Source organism: Pseudomonas sp. ERMR1:02, from assembly GCF_002277815.1.
Lineage (GTDB): Bacteria > Pseudomonadota > Gammaproteobacteria > Pseudomonadales > Pseudomonadaceae > Aquipseudomonas.
This window is the reverse complement of record NZ_NKJI01000004.1, coordinates 153,377-172,359: the sequence shown is the minus strand read 5'-3', so window position 1 is coordinate 172,359 and position 18,983 is coordinate 153,377. Positions and strand designations below refer to the sequence as shown.

Annotated in this window: 14 protein-coding genes, 4 tRNA genes and 2 pseudogenes; 11 read left to right on the top strand and 9 right to left on the bottom strand. The window is 59.2% G+C overall.

What is annotated here, in order from left to right:
* Positions 1-69: 69 nt before the first annotated feature.
* The 4 genes from CES87_RS09400 to CES87_RS09385 form a co-directional block, all read right to left on the bottom strand.
* A complete protein-coding gene (locus CES87_RS09400; RefSeq protein WP_128605920.1) occupies positions 70-1,407 on the bottom strand; it encodes a sigma-54 dependent transcriptional regulator in 1,338 nt (445 codons plus the stop codon).
* A complete protein-coding gene (locus CES87_RS09395) occupies positions 1,404-2,990 on the bottom strand; it encodes a PAS domain-containing sensor histidine kinase (RefSeq protein WP_128605919.1) in 1,587 nt (528 codons plus the stop codon). Before CES87_RS09395 ends, CES87_RS09400 begins: the two co-directional genes overlap by 4 nt.
* Positions 2,980-3,213, bottom strand: coding sequence for a PP0621 family protein (locus CES87_RS09390; protein ID WP_128605918.1), 234 nt, complete (start codon positions 3,211-3,213; stop codon positions 2,980-2,982). Before CES87_RS09390 ends, CES87_RS09395 begins: the two co-directional genes overlap by 11 nt.
* A 135-nt stretch (positions 3,214-3,348) precedes the next feature.
* Positions 3,349-4,371 carry an outer membrane protein assembly factor BamD gene (locus CES87_RS09385; protein ID WP_128605917.1) on the bottom strand — a complete coding sequence of 341 codons (1,023 nt, stop codon included), beginning with the start codon at positions 4,369-4,371 and terminating at the stop codon, positions 3,349-3,351.
* Positions 4,372-4,522: 151 nt separating this feature from the next.
* On the opposite strand from CES87_RS09385, the gene rluD reads away from it, so the two are divergent.
* The 7 genes from rluD to CES87_RS09350 all read left to right on the top strand — a co-directional run bounded on the left by rluD (position 4,523) and on the right by CES87_RS09350 (position 9,719).
* A complete protein-coding gene (gene rluD, locus CES87_RS09380; RefSeq protein WP_128605916.1) occupies positions 4,523-5,485 on the top strand; it encodes a 23S rRNA pseudouridine(1911/1915/1917) synthase RluD in 963 nt (320 codons plus the stop codon).
* Positions 5,482-6,207: a peptidoglycan editing factor PgeF gene (gene pgeF, locus CES87_RS09375; protein ID WP_128605915.1), complete on the top strand. Its 726-nt coding sequence runs from the start codon at positions 5,482-5,484 to the stop codon at positions 6,205-6,207. The genes rluD and pgeF overlap by 4 nt, the downstream gene beginning before the upstream one ends.
* Before the next feature lie 130 nt (positions 6,208-6,337).
* On the top strand, positions 6,338-8,902 hold the full coding sequence (gene clpB, locus CES87_RS09370) for an ATP-dependent chaperone ClpB (RefSeq protein ID WP_128605914.1): 2,565 nt from the start codon (positions 6,338-6,340) through the stop codon (positions 8,900-8,902).
* A gap of 401 nt (positions 8,903-9,303) precedes the next feature.
* A tRNA-Asn gene (locus CES87_RS09365) sits at positions 9,304-9,379 on the top strand.
* 9 nt (positions 9,380-9,388) lie between these two features.
* Positions 9,389-9,465, top strand: a tRNA-Pro gene (locus CES87_RS09360).
* 5 nt (positions 9,466-9,470) lie between these two features.
* Positions 9,471-9,546, top strand: a tRNA-Lys gene (locus CES87_RS09355).
* Between the two features lie 96 nt (positions 9,547-9,642).
* A tRNA-Pro gene (locus CES87_RS09350) sits at positions 9,643-9,719 on the top strand.
* Positions 9,720-9,897: 178 nt separating this feature from the next.
* On the opposite strand, the gene CES87_RS09345 is transcribed toward CES87_RS09350, so the two are convergent.
* The 5 genes from CES87_RS09345 to CES87_RS09325 all read right to left on the bottom strand — a co-directional run bounded on the left by CES87_RS09345 (position 9,898) and on the right by CES87_RS09325 (position 14,372).
* A complete protein-coding gene (locus tag CES87_RS09345; RefSeq protein ID WP_128605913.1) occupies positions 9,898-11,196 on the bottom strand; it encodes an NAD(P)/FAD-dependent oxidoreductase in 1,299 nt (432 codons plus the stop codon).
* Between the two features lie 60 nt (positions 11,197-11,256).
* Entirely contained in the window at positions 11,257-11,430 is a 174-nt protein-coding gene (locus tag CES87_RS09340; RefSeq protein WP_128605912.1) for a DUF3094 domain-containing protein, read from the bottom strand.
* Between the two features lie 51 nt (positions 11,431-11,481).
* Complete coding sequence (locus CES87_RS09335) at positions 11,482-12,009, bottom strand: MOSC domain-containing protein (RefSeq protein WP_128605911.1); 528 nt, start codon at positions 12,007-12,009, stop codon at positions 11,482-11,484.
* Positions 12,006-12,632: a DUF1780 domain-containing protein gene (locus CES87_RS09330; protein ID WP_007970534.1), complete on the bottom strand. Its 627-nt coding sequence runs from the start codon at positions 12,630-12,632 to the stop codon at positions 12,006-12,008. The genes CES87_RS09335 and CES87_RS09330 overlap by 4 nt, the downstream gene beginning before the upstream one ends.
* A 144-nt stretch (positions 12,633-12,776) precedes the next feature.
* Positions 12,777-14,372, bottom strand: coding sequence for a winged helix-turn-helix domain-containing protein (locus CES87_RS09325; protein ID WP_128605910.1), 1,596 nt, complete (start codon positions 14,370-14,372; stop codon positions 12,777-12,779).
* A gap of 259 nt (positions 14,373-14,631) precedes the next feature.
* Between CES87_RS09325 and CES87_RS09320 the strand changes: the two genes are divergently transcribed.
* The 4 genes and pseudogenes from CES87_RS09320 (at position 14,632) to CES87_RS09305 (ending at position 18,682) form a co-directional block, all read left to right on the top strand.
* A complete protein-coding gene (locus tag CES87_RS09320; RefSeq protein WP_128605909.1) occupies positions 14,632-15,390 on the top strand; it encodes an SDR family oxidoreductase in 759 nt (252 codons plus the stop codon).
* An 81-nt stretch (positions 15,391-15,471) separates the two neighbouring features.
* Positions 15,472-15,885 carry a cupin domain-containing protein gene (locus CES87_RS09315; RefSeq protein ID WP_128605908.1) on the top strand — a complete coding sequence of 138 codons (414 nt, stop codon included), beginning with the start codon at positions 15,472-15,474 and terminating at the stop codon, positions 15,883-15,885.
* Positions 15,886-15,982: 97 nt separating this feature from the next.
* Positions 15,983-17,079: pseudogene (locus CES87_RS09310) on the top strand (HlyD family secretion protein).
* A pseudogene (locus tag CES87_RS09305) lies at positions 17,076-18,682 on the top strand (DHA2 family efflux MFS transporter permease subunit). Before CES87_RS09310 ends, CES87_RS09305 begins: the two co-directional pseudogenes overlap by 4 nt.
* Positions 18,683-18,983: the final 301 nt, after the last annotated feature.

Genomic DNA, 18,983 nt, shown 5'->3' with positions numbered 1-18,983 from the left:
ATCTGTGTCGTACACATTTGTGTCCAACGCATATCCAATGTGGGAGCGGGCTTGCTCGCGAAGGGGCCCTCAATCCAACCCGAGCTTCTTCAGTCTGTAACGCATCGATCTGAACGAAAGATTTAACCGCTGAGCCGCTGCCGTGCGGTTCCAGCGCGTTTCCTCCAAGGCCTGAAGAATCAACTGGCGTTCGACGTTTTCCAGGTAAGCCTCCAGATTGTCGATCTGCGTGAGGTCCGGCACGGTCCCTTCAGCAGCACAGTTACCTTCGACCAGACGCAGGTCCCCGGCTTCGATCTGTTTGTTTTCGCACAGCGTGTGAGCCCGTTCGAGCATGTTCTCCAGCTCCCGCACATTGCCCGGAAAGCGGTAGCTTTTCAGCGCATCGAGGGCTTGCGGGTGAAGCTTTGCCAGGGGTTGGCCGGTGTCGGTGGCCAGGCGCTTGAGCACATGACTGGTCAGCGGTTCGATATCGTCGCGACGTTCGCGCAAGGGCGGAACCCGCAGCTCGATCACGTTCAACCGGTAGTACAAATCCTGGCGAAAGCGCTCGGCGGCGACTTCGGCAGCGAGATCTTTGTGGGTGGCGCAAAGAATGCGCACATCGACCACCACTTCCTGTTGCCCGCCAACACTGCGTACGGCTTTCTCCTGAATCGCCCGCAGCAGCTTCACCTGCATCGGTAGCGGCAGGTCAGCCACTTCGTCGAGGAACAGGGTGCCGCCATGGGCAGCCTGAAACAGTCCGGGTTTGTCTTCGATGGCGCCGCTGAAGCTGCCTTTGCGATGGCCGAAAAACTCGCTTTCCATCAGCTCCGTGGGAATGGCTCCGCAATTGACTGGAACGAAAGGTTGGTTGGCGCGCGGCCCGCGGTCATGGATCAGGCGTGCAACCAACTCCTTGCCGCTGCCGGACTCGCCGCTGATGTATACAGGTGCCTGGCTGCGCGCCAGTTTATCGATCTGTTTGCGCAGGGTGCGCATGGGCAATGAATCGCCCAGCAAGCGGCGATCGATGGCAATGCCGGGGGCGGGCAGAAGAAGGGCGCTGGTGACCAGTTCTCTCAGGCGGGTGAGGTCCACCGGTTTGGTGAGGAAGTCGAAGGCGCCGGCCTTGAGGGCGTTGATCGCGGTATCGACACTGCCATAGGCGGTGATCATGGCCACCGGAACTTGCGGGTAGCGTTGCTGGATGTGCTGTACCAGTCCCAGGCCTGTACCGTCCGGCAGACGCATGTCGGTCAGGCACAGATCGAACGTCTCGCGTTTCAGCAGGGCCAGGGCCTCGCCAGCGTTACGAGCGCTCCAGGTTTCGAGTTTCATCCGTCCCAGGGTGATTTCCAGGAGTTCGCGGATGTCCGGTTCGTCGTCGACGATCAGGACTTTTTTCCGAGGGCTGGTATTCAACTTTGTTTCCGTCCGTGAGCAAAGGTGATGCGAAAGCAGCCGCCTTGGCGTGGTTTGAAATCTAGGCGGGCCTGGTTGCTTTCGCACAGCTCACGGGACAGATAAAGCCCCAGGCCAGTGCCTTGGTGGCTGGTGGTGAAGAACGGCTCGAACAGTTGCGCTTGATGGTCCGGGGCCACACCGGGGCCGTCGTCGAGGATTTCGAGGATTGGCAACTGGCTATCGGGATCGATAAACAGCTCAAGCCAGACCTGCGCCTGATCGTGGTTCTGGGCACTGTGGCGCCAGGCATTGCGTATCAGATTGTCGAGAATCTGGTTCAACTGGTTCGGGTCCATCAGGGTCTTGAAGTCCCCGGCAGCGATGTGCAGATGAATCTGCTGGTGCTCGGTTGCGCCCTCGCGGATTTCGGTGACGAACTGTTGCAGCCACGGCTTCAGGTTCAGCCGTTGCGCAACGGTTTGCTGGCGGCGGGACAGATGCAGGACGTTTTCGATAACCCGATTCATTCGCTGAGAGTGATCTTGAATAATCTGCGTCAGACGTTGATCCGCGCTGTTCAGTTCCTCAGATTCTCGCAATAGCTGCGCGGCATGACTGATGGCGCCCAACGGGTTGCGGATTTCATGGGCGATACCGGCAGTCAGACGCCCCAAGGCGGCGAGTTTCAATTGTTGGGCTTGCTGGGCGATCTGGGCGAGGTCTTCGAGAAAAACCAGTGTCTGGTGGTGCGGGCTTGGGTCCAGCGCAATGAAACTCGGTTGCAGCTCCACGCCGCTGTTGGCAATTCTCAGGCTTTGCGGTCGCAGCGTCGGATTGCTGAGCCACAGGTGCAGGCGTTCGACCAGAGCGGGGAAATGGTCGTCGATCAGGCAGCCTTCGAGGCGGCTGCTACCGAGCAGTGACAGGGCGCTGTGGTTAGCCAATTGCACGCGTCGCTGCTCATCGAGCACCAGAATACCGGTGCGCATGCGTTGCAGGATCAGCGCATTGAGTGCTTCCAGTCCGACGATTTCGCTGGCCTTCTGCTCCGCCAGGGTTTCGCTGACTTCCACCCGTCGGATCAGGCCTTGCACCAGCAATGCCGCGGCAAAACACAGGGCGCCAAGGGTGCCGACCTGTAAATAATCATTGGGACTGGGGGGATGACTGAGGTTCAGCAGGAAACTCGAGCCGACGATGCCAAGTGCGCCGATTGCGGCAATCAGCAGGCCTATGCGCCTTCGCAATAACGTATTGCTGATGGCCACCGAGACGATCAGCAAGTTGCCAATGGCGCTGGCCACACCGCCGCCGGCGTAGAACAAACAGCACAGCAGCATGACGTCGAGAAGAGCCAGGCTGAACAGTTGCGCTGGGCGGCGGGTGTTCTCGAAGAAAACCACCAGCAGAATGTTAAGCACGAGGTACAGCCAGCTGCCACTGCGCAGCAGGTCGTCATTGGCCGACGTCAGCAACCGATTGTCCACGTTGCTGGAAATCAGCAGCACCAGGGTAATGCCGATGCTCAAACGGTAGAGATGATAAAGGCGCAGCAGTCGCTGGGCCTGTTTGCCGCCGTGACTGGACGTCTCAGCGATCACTGGAGCCGGGGCCTTGCTCCAGATGAGCCTGGCTGCAATACCACTGTTGTTGAAAACTCACGGCGCGCTCACGAGGCAGGTGCACGCCGCAATGGGCACAGCGGACCATCGGTGCCGCTTCCAGTTCGGCAGATGACTTGGGTACGGCAGCCTGGCCCTTGTATTTGCGCCAGAACCATACTGCTGCGGCAATCACTGCGATCCAGAATAATAAACGAAGCATGATGAGCTGCTTTTTGGCTGATGAACCCGAAGTTTAGCCGGGGACATGGCAGGCGCACAGCGCTATTGCGTTTCACAAAATAGCGCAATAAAAAAGGGAGACTCGAGAGTCTCCCTTTCTGCACCGCCGGTCGTGTCAGTCGAACACGCCGAAGGTCATGTAGCTGAACCACGAACGATCTTCGTTGTTGCCTTGCGCTTCGTGATCTTCTTCTTTGATCACGTCGCCATTGGAGTTTTTAGGCTTCAGCTCGCTCGGAATCGCGTCCTTGGCATCCTGGAACTGCTTCTGCACGTCCTGGTTGGCGCGGGTTTCTCCCGGTGGCAGCGGCGGACGGGATTCGATCAGACCCAAAGTGGCCTTGCTCATCCAGGAACGGTTGTCGGCTTCGGCGACCGACGGCACGAACTGACCGTCTACCAGACTTGGGTGGTTCGGGTAGTTGAGCTTCAGGGTTTCGAGGCTGGTGGCAGCAAGCTCGTCCAGGTGCAGGCGCTGGTAGGCCTCGGTCATCACCGCCAGGCCGTCACCGACCGAAGGGGTTTCCTGGAAGTTTTCCACGACGTAACGACCACGGTTCGCCGCGGCAACGTAGGCCTGACGGGTCAGGTAATAGTCAGCAACGTGAATTTCGTAGGAAGCCAACAGGTTGCGCAGATAGATCATGCGCTGCTTGGCGTCAGGTGCGTAACGGCTATTGGGGAAGCGGCTGGTCAGTTGGGCGAACTCGTTATAGGAGTCGCGAGCGGCACCCGGGTCACGTTTGGTCATGTCCAGTGGCAGGAAGCGGGCCAGCAGACCGACGTCCTGGTCGAAAGAAGTCAGGCCCTTGAGGTAGTAGGCGTAATCGACGTTCGGATGCTGTGGATGCAGACGAATGAAGCGCTCAGCGGCAGCTTTTGCAGCTTCGGGCTCAGAGTTCTTGTAATTGGCGTAGATGAGTTCGAGTTGAGCCTGATCGGCATAACGACCGAACGGATAACGCGATTCCAGAGCCTTCAGCTTGGCGGTTGCGCTGGTGTAGCTGTTGTTGTCCAGGTCAGCTTGAGCCTGTTGGTACAACTCGACTTCGCTCAGGTTTTCGTCTACGACTTCCTTCGATGAGCAAGCAGCGGTCAATGCGAGGATGGCGATCAGCAGCAGGTGTTTCACTTGCATGGCGGCTTGCGTCCCTATGACGGCCGCTGTCTTGGGCGTGGCCGTCCTGTTATGATGAGCGCCCCGTTGAATAGCCTCGGGGCAAAAGACGCCGTATTTAACCACAAGCGCGCAGCCGAAACCAAAGGCTGTGCCGACGCCTAGTCTGAGCATGTCCGATAAAATTGAACTCCGCGCAGAGGTGCCGTCCGAATTGGGCGGCCAACGCCTCGACCAAGTCGCCGCACAATTATTCGCTGAGCACTCGCGCTCGCGCCTTTCCGCCTGGATCAAAGATGGCCGCCTGACTGTGGATGGGGCGGTTATCCGCCCGCGAGACATCGTTCACGGTGGCGCCATACTTGAACTCACTGCCGAGCAGGAAGCTCAGGGCGAATGGGTCGCTCAAGACATTGCCCTGGACATCGTCTATGAAGACGACGACATCCTGGTGATCAACAAGCCTGCGGGCCTGGTGGTGCATCCGGCCGCCGGTCACGCCGATGGCACGCTGCTCAACGCCTTGCTGCACCACGTGCCGGGCATCATCAATGTACCCCGTGCCGGTATCGTGCATCGTCTGGACAAGGACACCACCGGTCTGATGGTGGTGGCCAAGACCATTCAGGCGCAGACGCAACTGGTGACACAGTTGCAGAGCCGCAGCGTCAGCCGCATCTATGAATGCATTGTGATTGGTGTGGTGACGGCTGGCGGCAAGATCAACGCTCCAATCGGTCGCCACGGCCAGCAGCGCCAGCGCATGGCCGTGATGGAAGGTGGCAAGCAAGCCGTCAGCCATTACCGCGTGCTTGAGCGTTTCCGCTCCCACACTCATGTGCGGGTGAAGCTGGAAACCGGTCGTACGCACCAGATTCGCGTACACATGGCGCACATCAACTTCCCGTTGGTCGGAGACCCTGCCTACGGCGGTCGCTTCCGTATCCCGCCGGCAGCCAACCCGACCATGATCGAATCGTTGAAAAACTTCCCGCGTCAGGCGCTGCATGCGCGGTTCCTGGAACTGGATCACCCGACGACCGGTAAACGCATGAGCTGGGAGTCGCCGTTGCCCGAAGACTTCGTCTGGTTGCTGACCCTGCTCAAGCAAGATCGCGAGGCGTTCATCGGATGAGTGACTGGCTGATTCCTGACTGGCCCGCGCCGGCCGGGGTCAAAGCCTGCGTCACCACCCGTGCGGGCGGCGTCAGTCTGGCGCCGTTCGACAGCCTCAACCTTGGCGATCACGTCGACGACAACCCTGAGGCTGTCGCCGAAAATCGCCGTCGTCTCACCGACCACTTTTCCATTCGACCGGCGTGGCTACAGCAGGTCCACGGCATTGTCGTGGCTCATGCTGACCCGAGCCAGGTGGTGACCGCCGATGCAAGTTGGACGGCAACACCGGGGATCGCTTGCGCGGCGATGACCGCTGATTGCCTGCCAGCGTTGTTTTGTGACCGCGCCGGCACTCGCGTTGCGGCGGCTCATGCCGGCTGGCGCGGGTTGGCGGCGGGTGTGCTGGAAGCAACCCTCGACAGCCTGGCCGTGCCTCCTGCCGAAGTACTTGTCTGGCTTGGTCCGGCCATTGGCCCGCAAGCCTTTGAAGTCGGCCCCGAAGTGCGCGAAACCTTCGTTCAGCAATTGCCCGAAGCCGCGAAAGCCTTTGTGCCGAGTCAAAACGCAGGCAAGTTCATGGCTGATATCTACATGCTGGCGCGCTTGCGTCTGGCGGCTCGTGGTGTCACCGCTGTTTATGGTGGCGGTTTCTGCACCGTGACCGATCCGCGCTTCTTTTCATACCGCCGCAGTCCGCGCACTGGTCGGTTTGCCTCCCTTATCTGGCTTGAACGCTAGACTCCTCTGACCTGCGTCAACGTCACGACGCTTGAAACTCCCAGAATCGACCGCATCTATTGTGGTATCTGGCAGGTTTCTTCATTCAGGATGTTTTATAGGTCCGGCCTGCTCAAAAGGAAGGTGACCCATGCGTATAGACCGTTTAACCAGCAAATTGCAGTTAGCCTTGTCCGACGCCCAATCCCTGGCCGTTGGTCTTGACCATCCAGCCATCGAGCCGGCGCATTTGATGCAGGCCCTGCTCGAACAACAGGGTGGTTCGATCAAGCCCCTGCTGATGCAAGTGGGCTTCGACGTCAACAGCCTGCGTAAAGAGCTGACCAAAGAGCTCGACCAGCTGCCGAAAATCCAGAATCCGACCGGCGACGTCAACATGTCGCAGGATCTGGCGCGCCTGCTCAATCAGGCCGATCGCCTGGCCCAGCAGAAGGGCGATCAGTTCATTTCCAGCGAGCTGGTGTTACTCGCCGCGATGGACGAGAACAGCAAGCTCGGCAAACTGTTGCTTGGCCAGGGCGTCAGCAAAAAAGCCCTGGAAAATGCGATCAACAACCTGCGTGGTGGTGAGGCGGTCAACGACCCCAACCACGAAGAGGCACGCCAGGCTCTGGATAAATACACCGTCGACCTGACCAAACGCGCCGAAGACGGCAAGCTTGATCCGGTGATCGGCCGTGACGACGAAATTCGCCGGACAATTCAGGTCCTGCAACGCCGCACCAAGAACAACCCGGTGCTGATCGGTGAGCCTGGTGTCGGTAAAACCGCCATTGCCGAAGGTTTGGCCCAGCGCATCATCAACGGCGAAGTGCCGGACGGCCTCAAGGGCAAGCGCCTACTGTCCCTGGACATGGGCGCGTTGATCGCCGGTGCCAAGTATCGCGGCGAGTTCGAAGAGCGGCTCAAGGCGCTGCTTAACGAACTGTCGAAACAGGAAGGGCAGATCATCCTGTTCATCGACGAGCTGCACACCATGGTCGGCGCCGGCAAAGGTGAAGGCTCGATGGATGCCGGTAACATGCTCAAGCCAGCCTTGGCGCGCGGTGAGCTGCATTGCGTTGGCGCGACCACGCTAAACGAGTATCGCCAATATATAGAGAAGGATGCGGCCCTCGAACGGCGCTTCCAGAAAGTATTGGTGGACGAGCCTAGCGAAGAAGACACCATCGCTATCCTGCGTGGCCTTAAGGAACGCTACGAGGTTCACCACAAGGTGGCGATTACCGACGGTGCGATCATCGCGGCGGCCAAGCTCAGCCATCGCTACATCACTGACCGTCAGTTACCGGACAAGGCCATCGACCTGATCGACGAAGCCGCCAGCCGCATCCGTATGGAAATCGATTCCAAGCCGGAAGTGCTGGACCGATTGGAGCGTCGTCTGATTCAGCTGAAGGTGGAATCCCAGGCACTGAAGAAAGAAAGCGACGAAGCGGCGATTAAACGTCTGGAAAAACTCCAGGAAGAAATTACTCGTCTCGAACGTGAATACTCGGATCTCGAAGAAATCTGGAACTCGGAAAAAGCCGAGGTCCAGGGTTCGGCGCAGATTCAGCAGAAAATCGAACAGTCCCGTCAGGAACTGGAAGCCGCACGCCGCAAAGGCGACCTGAATCGCATGGCCGAGTTGCAGTACGGAGTGATACCGGATCTGGAGCGCAGCCTGCAAATGGTCGACCAGCATGGCAAAAGCGAAAACCAGTTGCTGCGCAGCAAGGTGACTGAAGAAGAGATCGCCGAAGTCGTGTCGAAGTGGACCGGTATTCCGGTGTCGAAAATGCTCGAAGGCGAGCGCGACAAACTGATGAAGATGGAAAGCCTGTTGCACCAGCGTGTGATCGGCCAGGACGAAGCGGTGGTCGCGGTTTCCAATGCGGTGCGGCGTTCTCGCGCCGGATTGTCCGACCCGAATCGCCCGAGCGGTTCGTTCATGTTCCTCGGCCCGACCGGTGTTGGTAAAACCGAACTGTGCAAGGCACTGGCCGAGTTCCTCTTCGATACCGAAGAGGCGATGGTGCGTATCGACATGTCCGAATTCATGGAGAAACACTCCGTGGCTCGCTTGATTGGCGCACCACCGGGCTATGTAGGCTATGAAGAGGGTGGTTACCTGACCGAGGCGGTGCGTCGCAAGCCTTACTCGGTGATCCTGCTGGACGAGGTCGAGAAGGCGCACCCGGATGTGTTCAACATCTTGCTGCAAGTGCTGGAAGACGGCCGCCTGACCGACAGCCATGGCCGCACGGTGGATTTCAAGAATACCGTGATTGTCATGACCTCCAACCTGGGGTCGGTACAGATCCAGGAATTGGTTGGTGATCGTGAAGCCCAGCGTGCGGCGGTGATGGATGCGATTTCCTCACACTTCCGGCCGGAGTTCATCAACCGGGTCGACGAAGTAGTGATCTTTGAACCGTTGGCGCGGGATCAGATCGCCGGCATTACCGAGATTCAGTTGAGCCGTCTGCGCAGTCGCCTCACCGAGCGAGAGCTGAAGCTGGAGTTGAGCCCTGAAGCCATGGATAAGCTGATCGCGGTCGGTTATGACCCGGTGTATGGCGCACGTCCGCTCAAACGTGCGATCCAGCGCTGGATCGAAAACCCGTTGGCGCAGCTGATTCTCTCCGGTCGATTCATGCCGGGAGATACTGCCAAAGGCACCGTGGAAAACGACGAGATCGTTTTCAACTGAGCCACTGTAGGAGCGAGCTTGCTCGCGATGGTCGTTAACGATAACGCGTACTTACTGGCTGAGGGCTGCGTTATTGAGCCCATCGCGAGCAAGCTCGCTCCTACAAAATCGCTGACTGAAAAGGAGGCCTCGCATTGCGAGGCCTTTTTTTCGCCAGGCTGTTGAACTTAAAGGAAAATGCTTGTAAAGTGCGCCCCGCAGTAAGTCACCCGGTAAGGGTTTCTGCTCCCCAAGCAGGAATCTGAAATAAGTTGCAAATCATTAACTTGAAAGCAATTTAGGGGGTTGACAGAGGTGCTTAAGATTGTAGAATAGCGCGCCTCAGACACACGAACGCAGCGATGCGAACGGGTCGAAGAGAACGCAGTAAAGCTTCAACGTTGTAAATTGAAATATGTAGTTCCGTGATAGCTCAGTCGGTAGAGCAAATGACTGTTAATCATTGGGTCCCAGGTTCGAGTCCTGGTCACGGAGCCAATTTCAAACCGGGGTATAGCGCAGTCCGGTAGCGCGCCTGCTTTGGGAGCAGGATGTCAGGAGTTCGAATCCCCTTACCCCGACCATTTTTGGGTCGTTAGCTCAGTTGGTAGAGCAGTTGGCTTTTAACCAATTGGTCGTAGGTTCGAATCCCACACGACCCACCATTTTTGAAACCAGTTAACGCTGGAATCGAATCTTAAGATCAGAGGCCAAAAGCGCTGATCGAAGAAGGCGACTTGTATAGGTCGCCTTTTTTTTACCGGGGTATAGCGCAGTCCGGTAGCGCGCCTGCTTTGGGAGCAGGATGTCAGGAGTTCGAATCCCCTTACCCCGACCATATTAAAAATCCTCGTATCGAAAGATACGGGGATTTTTTTTGTCTGCTGAAAAAGTAGATTCTTTCAAATGTGGGAGCGGCGGTGCGACGATTCGACTTGCTCGCGAATGCGGTATATCAGTCGACAAATGTACTGACTGATCCAGCGCTTTCGTGAGCAAGTCCCACCTGGAGCGAGTTAATGCAACTTAAGCCGCGGCTCGGTCCCACGTCCGATCTTGCTTCCCAACATCAGCATCGCCGTGCGGAACGGCCCGTACAGCGCCACCTGGTGCATGCGGTACAGCGACACGTAAAACATCCGCGCCAGCCATCCTTCAAGCATCACGCTGCCGGTAAGGTTGCCCATCAAGTTACCCACAGCGGAAAAACGCGACAGCGAGATCAGCGAGCCATAGTCGGTGTACTTGTACTCAGGCAACGCCTTGCCTTCGATCCGCAGCTTCAGCGATTTGGCCAGTAACGACGCCTGTTGATGCGCAGCCTGGGCGCGCGGCGGCACGTTGCGGTCGGAGCCCGGTTGCGGGCAGGCCGCGCAGTCACCGAAGGCGAAGATGTTCTCGTCGCGAGTGGTTTGCAGGGTTGGCAGCACTTGCAGTTGGTTGATGCGATTGGTTTCCAGGCCATCGATGTCCTTGAGGAAGCCTGGTGCGCGGATCCCCGCAGCCCAGACTTTCAGGCTGGCATTGATCACTTTGCCGTCGGCGGTAATCAAGGCATCTGCCGTCACTTCGCTGACCGCCGCATTGGTCATGACGTTGACCCCGAGTTTCTCCAGGGTTTTATGCACAGGCCCGCCGATGCGCTCCGGCAGCGCCGGCAGCACCCGTGGCCCGGCTTCGATCAGAGTGATGTGCATGTTTTCCGGTTTGATCCGGTCCAGGCCATAGGCCGCCAGTTCATGGGCGGCGTTGTGCAGTTCGGCGGCCAGCTCGACCCCGGTGGCGCCAGCACCGACGATGGCCACGCTGATTTGTTCGACCGTATCTGTCTGCCCGGCATGGGCGCGTAGGTAGTGGTTGAGCAATTGTTGATGGAAGCGTTCGGCCTGTTTGCGGGTGTCGAGGAACAGGCAGTGCTGCGCAGCGCCCTGGGTGCCGAAATCGTTGGTGGTACTGCCGACGGAAATAACCAGCGAGTCATAAGCCACTTCCCGCGCCGGCACCAGCTCCAGGCCGGATTCATCATAAGTGGCGGCCAACTGAATTTTTTTCTGCGCCCGATCGAGCCCGCTCATGCGCCCCAGCTGGAACTCGAAGTGGTTCCATTTCGCCTGAGCAACATAGTTGAGTTCGTCTTCGGAAGAGTTCAGGGAACCGGCGGCCACTTCGTGTAAAAGCGGTTTCCAGATGTGGGTCAGGTTCGCGTCGACCAGCATCACATTGGCCGTGCCGCGCTTGCCCAGAGTCTTACCCAGACGGGTAGCCAACTCCAGACCGCCGGCGCCGCCGCCAACGATGACAATACGATGAGTCATGGGGATATCTCGCAAGGCTAAAAGAAATCGGTGCAGATACCCTCGCGAGCGCTAAGCGGCTCATAGCGTCAGGTAGCTGATAAATCGGCTCAACAGGCCCAAACCAATGGTCACTGCCAACACCAGCACCAGGAGCATCCACGGCCTGAATGGCCGGCGCTCGACTCGGTGCTGGGACAACTGCAGGTACTCTTCGACATGCTTCTGGTCGTCGGGGTTCAGGCGGCTGGTCATAATGGCCTCGTCAGGTAGACGTTGCTGAATGTGTAGAAGCTACAGGCAGATTTAACGAATGATGAACGGAGCATAGCCGGTCTCGGGTATGGGCTCGACGCTCACCGTGTCGTCCAGGCGAATGATGCCACTTTGTAACACTCGGGCGGTGATTCCGCCATGTCCGCGCACCGCCTGAAAGGTCCCGGGGCCGAGGATGTTTTGCAGGCGGGCGCATGGTTGGCACCAGCCAGTGGTTTCGAGAATGGCCTGGCCAATCCGAAAACGCCTCCCTTTGAGGCTGAACAAATTGATCCCACTGATAACGAGATTGCGCCGCAGATCTTCAGGCATGACCGGTTGATTGTCCGCACGACCCATCAGTGAACTGATCACCGCCAGGTGTTCCCACTGAATCAGTGTCACCTGTCGCGCATTGCGCACGCCTGGCCGGGCGCGGTCACCGGTCAAGCCGGCCTCAAGTCGCGCTTCCACGGCATCAAGTTCGATCATCGGCACGTGAGGTGCCGGGCGCACGCCGATCCAGCGTACGCGGCCGATTTGCGGGACTTCAGCAATCAGTTCCTGCAGTGGACTCACAGGCTGATCCCGACATCGAAAACAATGCTGCGTCCCAGATTGCTACGCAGGAAATCTGGCGCGTCCGGATGCGCGAACAGCACGCGGGCGAAGGTCGGCCCTACCAGCGACAGCGAACGCCAGCCTTGGCGCAGGTATTCGGTGGGCGGCGGAAAATGGCTATTGAGGTCCAGCACTTCGCGCTTGAGGCTGGCGAAGGCGATGATGTCCAGTTCGCCCAAATCCATGCCGCGTTCTTTGTAGTTATGCGCTTTTTTGCGCAAGGTCGGTGCCAGTCGCAGCAAGAACTCGTTGGCCGGGATGCGCCGGGGCTTGGCCTCGCGCCGTACCAGTTGGCTGAGGGAAAACGCGCTGCGCCGGCGCTGCAGCTCGTCGCGCCATTCGTCGTTGAGGCGCCGGCCCTCGTCGAGGACGAAGAACACCTCGAAACTGGCGTCGCGAAACAACACGTCCGGCGGCTCCCCGGCCGGGGCGAATTCGTCGGCGCGATAAGGAATGTTCAAGCCTTGCAGCAGGCGCTGGCACACCCAACGCTCTCGCTCCCATTTGCGGGCATTGGAAAGGAATGCGTTGGCTTGCTCGGCCGCGATGGTCAGCAGGCGTAAATAATCTGAGTCATCCATAGGCCCAAGCTTAGCGCTCAAATGTGATCTTGAAGAATAAAGTCTGTCGCGCTCCTCGCTCTGGGGCTATTGATAATCGTGAGGTCTACCCACCAACGATTTCTCTGGATAGTCTGTCGTTGGTACCAGAAGGCCATTCCACGGTTACTCGGGTAACCCCGCCAGCCGCAGTCCATCGGCGAAGCGCGCGAAATCCTCGGGCCGTTGGATGGGCAGCCAGTCTTTCAGGTTGGAGAGGCGCAACGAGGGATCCAGTTCACGTAGACGCTGCATCGCCAACCTCGCTTTATCCATCCGTCCGCTGAGGGCATGACTGGCCGCTACCAGGGCCACCGGGGCCAGGAAACTGGACAGGTTGCCCAGCGCTTTTTCCGCCCATTGCGTCGTGAGATCGAAACGCCCGGCGAAGAAATGCGCGAGCGCCATTCCGACCTGCATCCTGAACATTTCCGGATCCAGCGGACTCAAACGAGTGGCATGGGTCAGGTGCTCGATGGCAGCGTCTGTTTCACCGCGCAGCGCGCGCAGGAGGCCGCCCAAGTACCAGGCGGGGGCAAGGTTGGGATTGAGCAGGCGTGCCCTGTCGAGCAATGCAATGCCGCCGTCAACATCGCCGGCGAGATGGCTCAATGCATGTCCGCCTCGCGTCAACGCGACCGCATCATCCCGGCCCAGTGTCACCGCCAATCGTGCGAGCCGTACGCCCTCAGCGATCTCTAGCGTCCGATCGGTCATCCAGCCATTGAGCTTGCGCCAGAAGTAGCACCAGGCTGCCATGCCATAGGCCGATGCAAATTCGGGATCGAGCTCGATGGCCTTGTAGAACAACGGCAGCGCCTTGTCGAGAGCTTCTCGGGTGCCATTGTGCAGTTTTTCCATTGCGCGCAGGTAGTAGTCGTAGGCGTCCAGGTTCTCCGTCGGTTTGCGTTTGGCGCGTTCGATTTCTGCCCGTTCGAGTTGCGGCGCAATGGCACCGACGACACTTTCGGTGATTTGATCTTGCAGCTCGAAGATGTCGTTGAGTGTGCCTTCGAAGCGCTCCGCCCAGATATGCGTCCCGCTCGTCGCGTCGATGAGCTGCCCGGTGATGCGTACCTTGTTCCCGCACTTGCGCACGCTGCCTTCCAGCACGTAGCGAACGCCCAGCTCCTGGCTGACGCCTTTGGCGTCCACCGTCCGGCCCTTGTATGTGAAGCTCGAATTACGCGCGATGACGAATAGCCAGCGGATACGCGACAGGGCAGCGATGAGGTCTTCCACGATGCCGTCAGCGAAATATTCCTGCTCCGGATCGCCGCTCAAATTTTGGAAGGGCAAGACAGTAATCGAGGGTTTGTCCGGGAGCACGAGCGAGGAGGGCATCTCCTTCGGGTCTGTGGACGCGCGTTCATCGATGTCAGGCCGGTAAGCCTGTTGCGTTTCGCCGATCCCGCCGACCTTGATTTGGCCGACAAAGCGGTAGCCCTTGCGGGAGACGGTGCGCACCAGACGCTGTTCCTCGCCGGTATCGCCGACGGCCTTACGCACCGCATTAATGTGGCTGGTGATCGTCGATTCCGAGACGATCCGGCCGTTCCACACCGCCTTGAGCAGGTCGTCTTTGCTGACAACGCGATCGGGGTTACTGACGAACAGCAGCAATAGATCGAAAACCTGCGGCCCGACGGCCACGACTTGCCCGCGCAAGGTCAGTTCCCGGCGCTCCTCATCGAGCACGTAGTCTTCAAACACGAATGGCAAAGTGAGGTTCCTTTGGCGAAGCGCCCTCAACTCCGTGTCCGAGGCGACTGGCGATTAGTATTTGAAATTGATGATACGGCAGCGCTAAACCCGCCGCACCGTCCGCAGCAGTGACGACGTCGGGCAGCGGCCTCTTTGGACGTAAAACCAAGCTTTCGTGGAGGGAAACCCACAGCAGGCACAAGGACTTCGCACACGCGCGCAGGCAATCTCCCTTTACACCGACGCAATGGTTGCAGTCGACACGTGGAGAAAGCCCATGAAGATCGTCGTCATCGGAGGCTCCGGCCTCATCGGATCGAAACTTGTGAAAAACCTCCGCGAGCTTGGCCATGACGTGCTCGCAGCCAGCCCCAGCACGGGCGTAAACAGCATCACCCGCGAGGGCTTGGCCCAAGCGATGGATGGTGCTGACATCGTTGTCGACGTGGCGAACGCGCCGTCGTGGGAGGATCAGGCCGTCCTCGAGTTCTTCGAAACGTCGAGCCGTAACCTGCTGGCCGCCGAAGCGGCCGCCGGGGTTCGCCATCACGTTGCCCTGTCGATTGTCGGGAGCGAACGACTTCCCGAGAATGGCTATTTCCGGGCCAAGGTCGCGCAGGAAAACCTTATTAAGGCATCCGGCATTCCTTACTCCATTTTGCGTGCCACGCAGTTCTTCGAGTTTGTCGGCGGCATTGCCCATTCGTTTACCGTCGGCGAAGAGCTTTGCGTTTCGCCGGCGCTGATCCAGCCGATGGCGTCCGACGACGTGGTGGCCGCACTCACCGACGTCGTGCTGGCAGCGCCGGTCAATGGCACGGTCGAAGTCGCGGGGCCCGAGGCCATGCCGCTCGACGAGCTGATCAGGCGCTTTCTACGAGCTACTCAGGATACTCGCCAGGTCGTACCGGACGTACACGCGCGCTACTACGGCGCCGTGCTTGACGATCAATCGCTGACCCCCGGCAAGAACACGCGCTTGGGCGCGATCCGTTTCGAAGACTGGCTCCGCCAGTCGATGGAAGCGGGCCGCTGAGGCCTCCAGAGACAACTCAGGAAGGCGCCGCCCCGGTAATGGGCGCGCCGTCATAACCGCTACACACGAAGGAGTATTGGCATGGTTGCCCGATTTCTCTTAGCCGCTGCTTTCGCAGCACTGTCGATCAGCGCAGCATCGGCCGCTGAGCCGCCTGCCGCCAAGGTGACTGTCGTGTTTGACCGTCCCATTCCCAACATCCCTGGCAAGAGCATGAAGGGTGTGGTCGTCGAGTATGGGCCGGGCGCCGCGTCGCCGTCCCACACCCATCCGAAAACGGCCTTCATTTATGCAACGGTTCTGGAGGGCGCGTTTCGCATCAAAGTCAAAGGCCAGCCGGAAAAGATCTACCACACCGGTGAAAACTTCGTAGAGGAGCCGGGTTCTGTGCACGAAGTCAGCGCCAACGCCAGCGACACCGAACCTGCACGCCTGTTGGCCGTGTTCGTCCTCGACACCGACGAAAAGACACTCGTCACACCGATCAAAAAGTGAGCTGATCAACGCGCACATAAGTGCTCGACAGCCGGGCGGCAGGCCACTGCCGCCCTGGGGCTGCTGTTGTGCATGGCATTGAACAGGAAATGAAAATATGAACTCGCTCCAGGACAAGACCGCCATTGCTTGCGGTGCAAGCGCCGAGACCCCCGTCGTAGTGCCTCGGCAAGGCAAGCGCAAGATAATCGGCATACTGCTGTGCGTTGGCGCCGTGGTGGTCGTGGCTGCCTGGGGGCCATGGCTGTTTCGAACGGCTCAACCTTGACCGATAACGCTTATATTCGTGGTGACGTCACCTCACTCGCCGCCAAGGTGGCCGGCTACGTCACTGCGGTAGAGGTCGATGACAACCAAACCGTCCAGGCGGGTGACGTCCTGTTCCGTATCGATGACCGGGACTATCGCGCCAAGCTTGCGCAAGCAGAGGCTAATGTCAGCGCTGCAAGGGCGCGCCTGACCCATGTCGATGCGCAGACCCAGCTTCAGCGTGCATTGATTCGGCAGGCCGAAGCCCAAAGACGCTCAGCCTCCGCCGACATGAATCTGGCGACCAAGACCCACGAGCGCAGCCGCAAACTGATCGTCAGCAACGCGGTGAGCCAAGCCTTGGTCGATGAAACCGACACGGCGCGTTCCAGAGCCGAGGCGTCGGTATCGGCCGCTTCGGCAACGGTCGAGGCGCAACAGCAACACATCGCCGTCTATGTGGCCGAACGAGAGGCTGCCGTGGCTGCCGTGTCGCAAGCACAGGCTGCACGTGATCTCGCCCAGATCAATCTCGACCACACCGTGGTACGTGCGCCTGTGGGTGGCGTCGTCGGAAACCGCCAGGTGCGTATCGGCCGGCTCGTTACGCCGGGGGTTTCCTTGCTCGATATCGTGCCAGTCAATGATGTGTGGGTCGTGGCGAACTTCAAGGAAACCCAGCTCGAACATATCCGCCCCGGTCAGCGCGTGCACATCACCGTCGATGGCTACCCTGACACGGTACTTGAAGGCGTGGTCGACAGCTTTGCACCCGGGAGTGGGGCGGCGTTCAGCTTGCTGCCGCCCGACAACGCAACCGGAAACTTTGTCCGCGTCGTGCAGCGGGTCCCGGTCAAGATCCGGCTGGCCAACAATCCACTGCCGGGGCGCATCGTGCCTGGCTTGTCCGCGCGGGTGGAGGTGACGCAAGGGAAAGGCTCATGAACACCTTTGTCAGCGCCACGCCGAGCAGCGCAACGACCACGATTGGCGCCCTGCTCATCGTGGGCATCGTGCTGGCCACGCTGACGGAAGCGATCGCCGGTACCGTTCTATCGATCGGGCGCGGCCATATCATCGGTGACACCTACGCAACACCTGATGAATTCGCCTGGCTGGACGTCGGCTACACCGCGCTCAAGCTGATCGGCTTTCTCATGGCCCCATGGCTTATGCAGCGTTTTTCTGCACGTAACCTGATCATCGGTTCAACCCTGGCCATGGGTTTGGCGTGTTGCATGGCCGCCATCATCGCTCGGCTGGACCTGCTGATCGGGCTTCGCATCATTCAAGGCTTCGCCGGCGGCACCCTGCTGGTGGCGGGCCAGGCGATGATTTTTCGTGCCTGGCCGCGTGTCCTTCAGCCGATCCTCCAAGCCCTGTTTGCCATGGGCTCCGTGGTCGCGCCGGCGACTCTTGCCCCGGCCCTTCAAGGGTGGTTAATCGACAGCCAGTCCTGGACCTGGATTTTCTTCAGCGTGGTGCCGCTGTCGCTGGCGGCGACCGGACTTTTGCTTATCGCAGACCACCCAACGCCCGCCAGGGTCCAGCAGCGTCCTTTTGACTGGCTCGGTTTTTCCCTGATCTCGACCACCCTGTTCTGTTTCACCTATGTTTCCAGTCAGGGCAGCCGATGGGACTGGTTCGAGGAACCTCGCGTCCTGATGCTGACGATGATCGGCGCCGCCGCGCTGCTGGCCTTTCTCGGCCAGCAAGTCTTGGCCAAAGGTCAGGGATTGCTCGATTTCACGGTGTTCAAATCGAGCGATTTTACCTTTGCCTTTATCGTCAGTTTTGTCGCCGGCGCCGCCTTGTTCGGCAGCGCGTTTCTGATTCCGGCGTTCGCCCTGTCGGTGCTTGCGTTCACGCCGACCGATGCCGGCTTGCTCCTGCTGCCCAGTGGCGGTTTTTTTGTGGGCTCGCTGCTCATCGCTGCCTTTCTCATCAAAGTCCGTCGCGTTCCACCGGTTGCGACAGTGCCCTTTGGCATCCTGCTGATCATGGGGGCGATGTGGATGCTGTCCGGTTGCACCAGCGAAAGCGGCACCGACGACATGATGGCGGGCATCCTATTGCGTGGCCTTGGCCTTGGCTTCCTGTTTCTGTCCATCACGCTGATCGCCTTCAGCGACCTCAATAGCCGCAACCTCGCCTGCGGCATAGGCCTGTTCAATACGGGGCGTCAATTGGGTGGCTTAATGGGCGTCGCCGGGCTCCAGACCCTGATCGACCATCACATCGTCATCAATGTCGCTGCCCTCGGCGCCAACGCTAACCCTGGGGGAACGCGCTCATCGAACGTCTGACGACCACCACGGCGATGTTGATGGGGAAGGGGATGGACCAAGCAGCCGCTGGCAGGGCAGCTACCAGCTTGCTGGGCAAGGCCGTGTCGGGTCAGGCCACGGTGATTGCTTTCGATACCGCGTTCTACACTGTGGCCCTGCTGTTTGTCGTCGCCGCTCCCTTATTGGTCGGCATCAAGATTGGTCTCTCGCGCCATGCGAAAGCGCGCAGCCATCCCGCAGAAAGGGGGATGCGTGAGTGAATCTCTCTTCTCAAGCAAGCCAGCGTAGCGCCCCTCAAATGATCTGATTGCCAGGGAAGCATCGAGTCCACTGCTTCCTAAGCCCCATCGGTAGAACAGCACCCAAAATCGCGACAGACTTTATTCATTGGATCAAATGTGATCGCAAAGAAAACAGTTTGTCGCACAAGCGCAAAAGCCTGAAGCGACACTCGCACATCCATCCCCATCCCCATCCCGCGCCCGGTTCAGTGCATTGCACAAAACGGATAGCGATCTGCGCAGCGCGGATATTTGCGCGCGCCTGGCGTCATTACCCTCG

Bases quoted from the DNA above. Each gene is read 5' to 3' on its own strand.
- CES87_RS09390 (WP_128605918.1), bottom strand. From the start codon at position 3,213: ATGCTTCGTTTATTATTCTGGATCGCAGTGATTGCCGCAGCAGTATGG.
- CES87_RS09385 (WP_128605917.1), bottom strand. From the start codon at position 4,371: ATGCAAGTGAAACACCTGCTGCTGATCGCCATCCTCGCATTGACCGCT.
- rluD (WP_128605916.1), top strand. From the start codon at position 4,523: ATGTCCGATAAAATTGAACTCCGCGCAGAGGTGCCGTCCGAATTGGGC.
- pgeF (WP_128605915.1), top strand. From the start codon at position 5,482: ATGAGTGACTGGCTGATTCCTGACTGGCCCGCGCCGGCCGGGGTCAAA.
- clpB (WP_128605914.1), top strand. From the start codon at position 6,338: ATGCGTATAGACCGTTTAACCAGCAAATTGCAGTTAGCCTTGTCCGAC.
- CES87_RS09345 (WP_128605913.1), bottom strand. From the start codon at position 11,196: ATGACTCATCGTATTGTCATCGTTGGCGGCGGCGCCGGCGGTCTGGAG.
- CES87_RS09340 (WP_128605912.1), bottom strand. From the start codon at position 11,430: ATGACCAGCCGCCTGAACCCCGACGACCAGAAGCATGTCGAAGAGTAC.
- CES87_RS09330 (WP_007970534.1), bottom strand. From the start codon at position 12,632: ATGGATGACTCAGATTATTTACGCCTGCTGACCATCGCGGCCGAGCAA.
- CES87_RS09320 (WP_128605909.1), top strand. From the start codon at position 14,632: ATGAAGATCGTCGTCATCGGAGGCTCCGGCCTCATCGGATCGAAACTT.
- CES87_RS09315 (WP_128605908.1), top strand. From the start codon at position 15,472: ATGGTTGCCCGATTTCTCTTAGCCGCTGCTTTCGCAGCACTGTCGATC.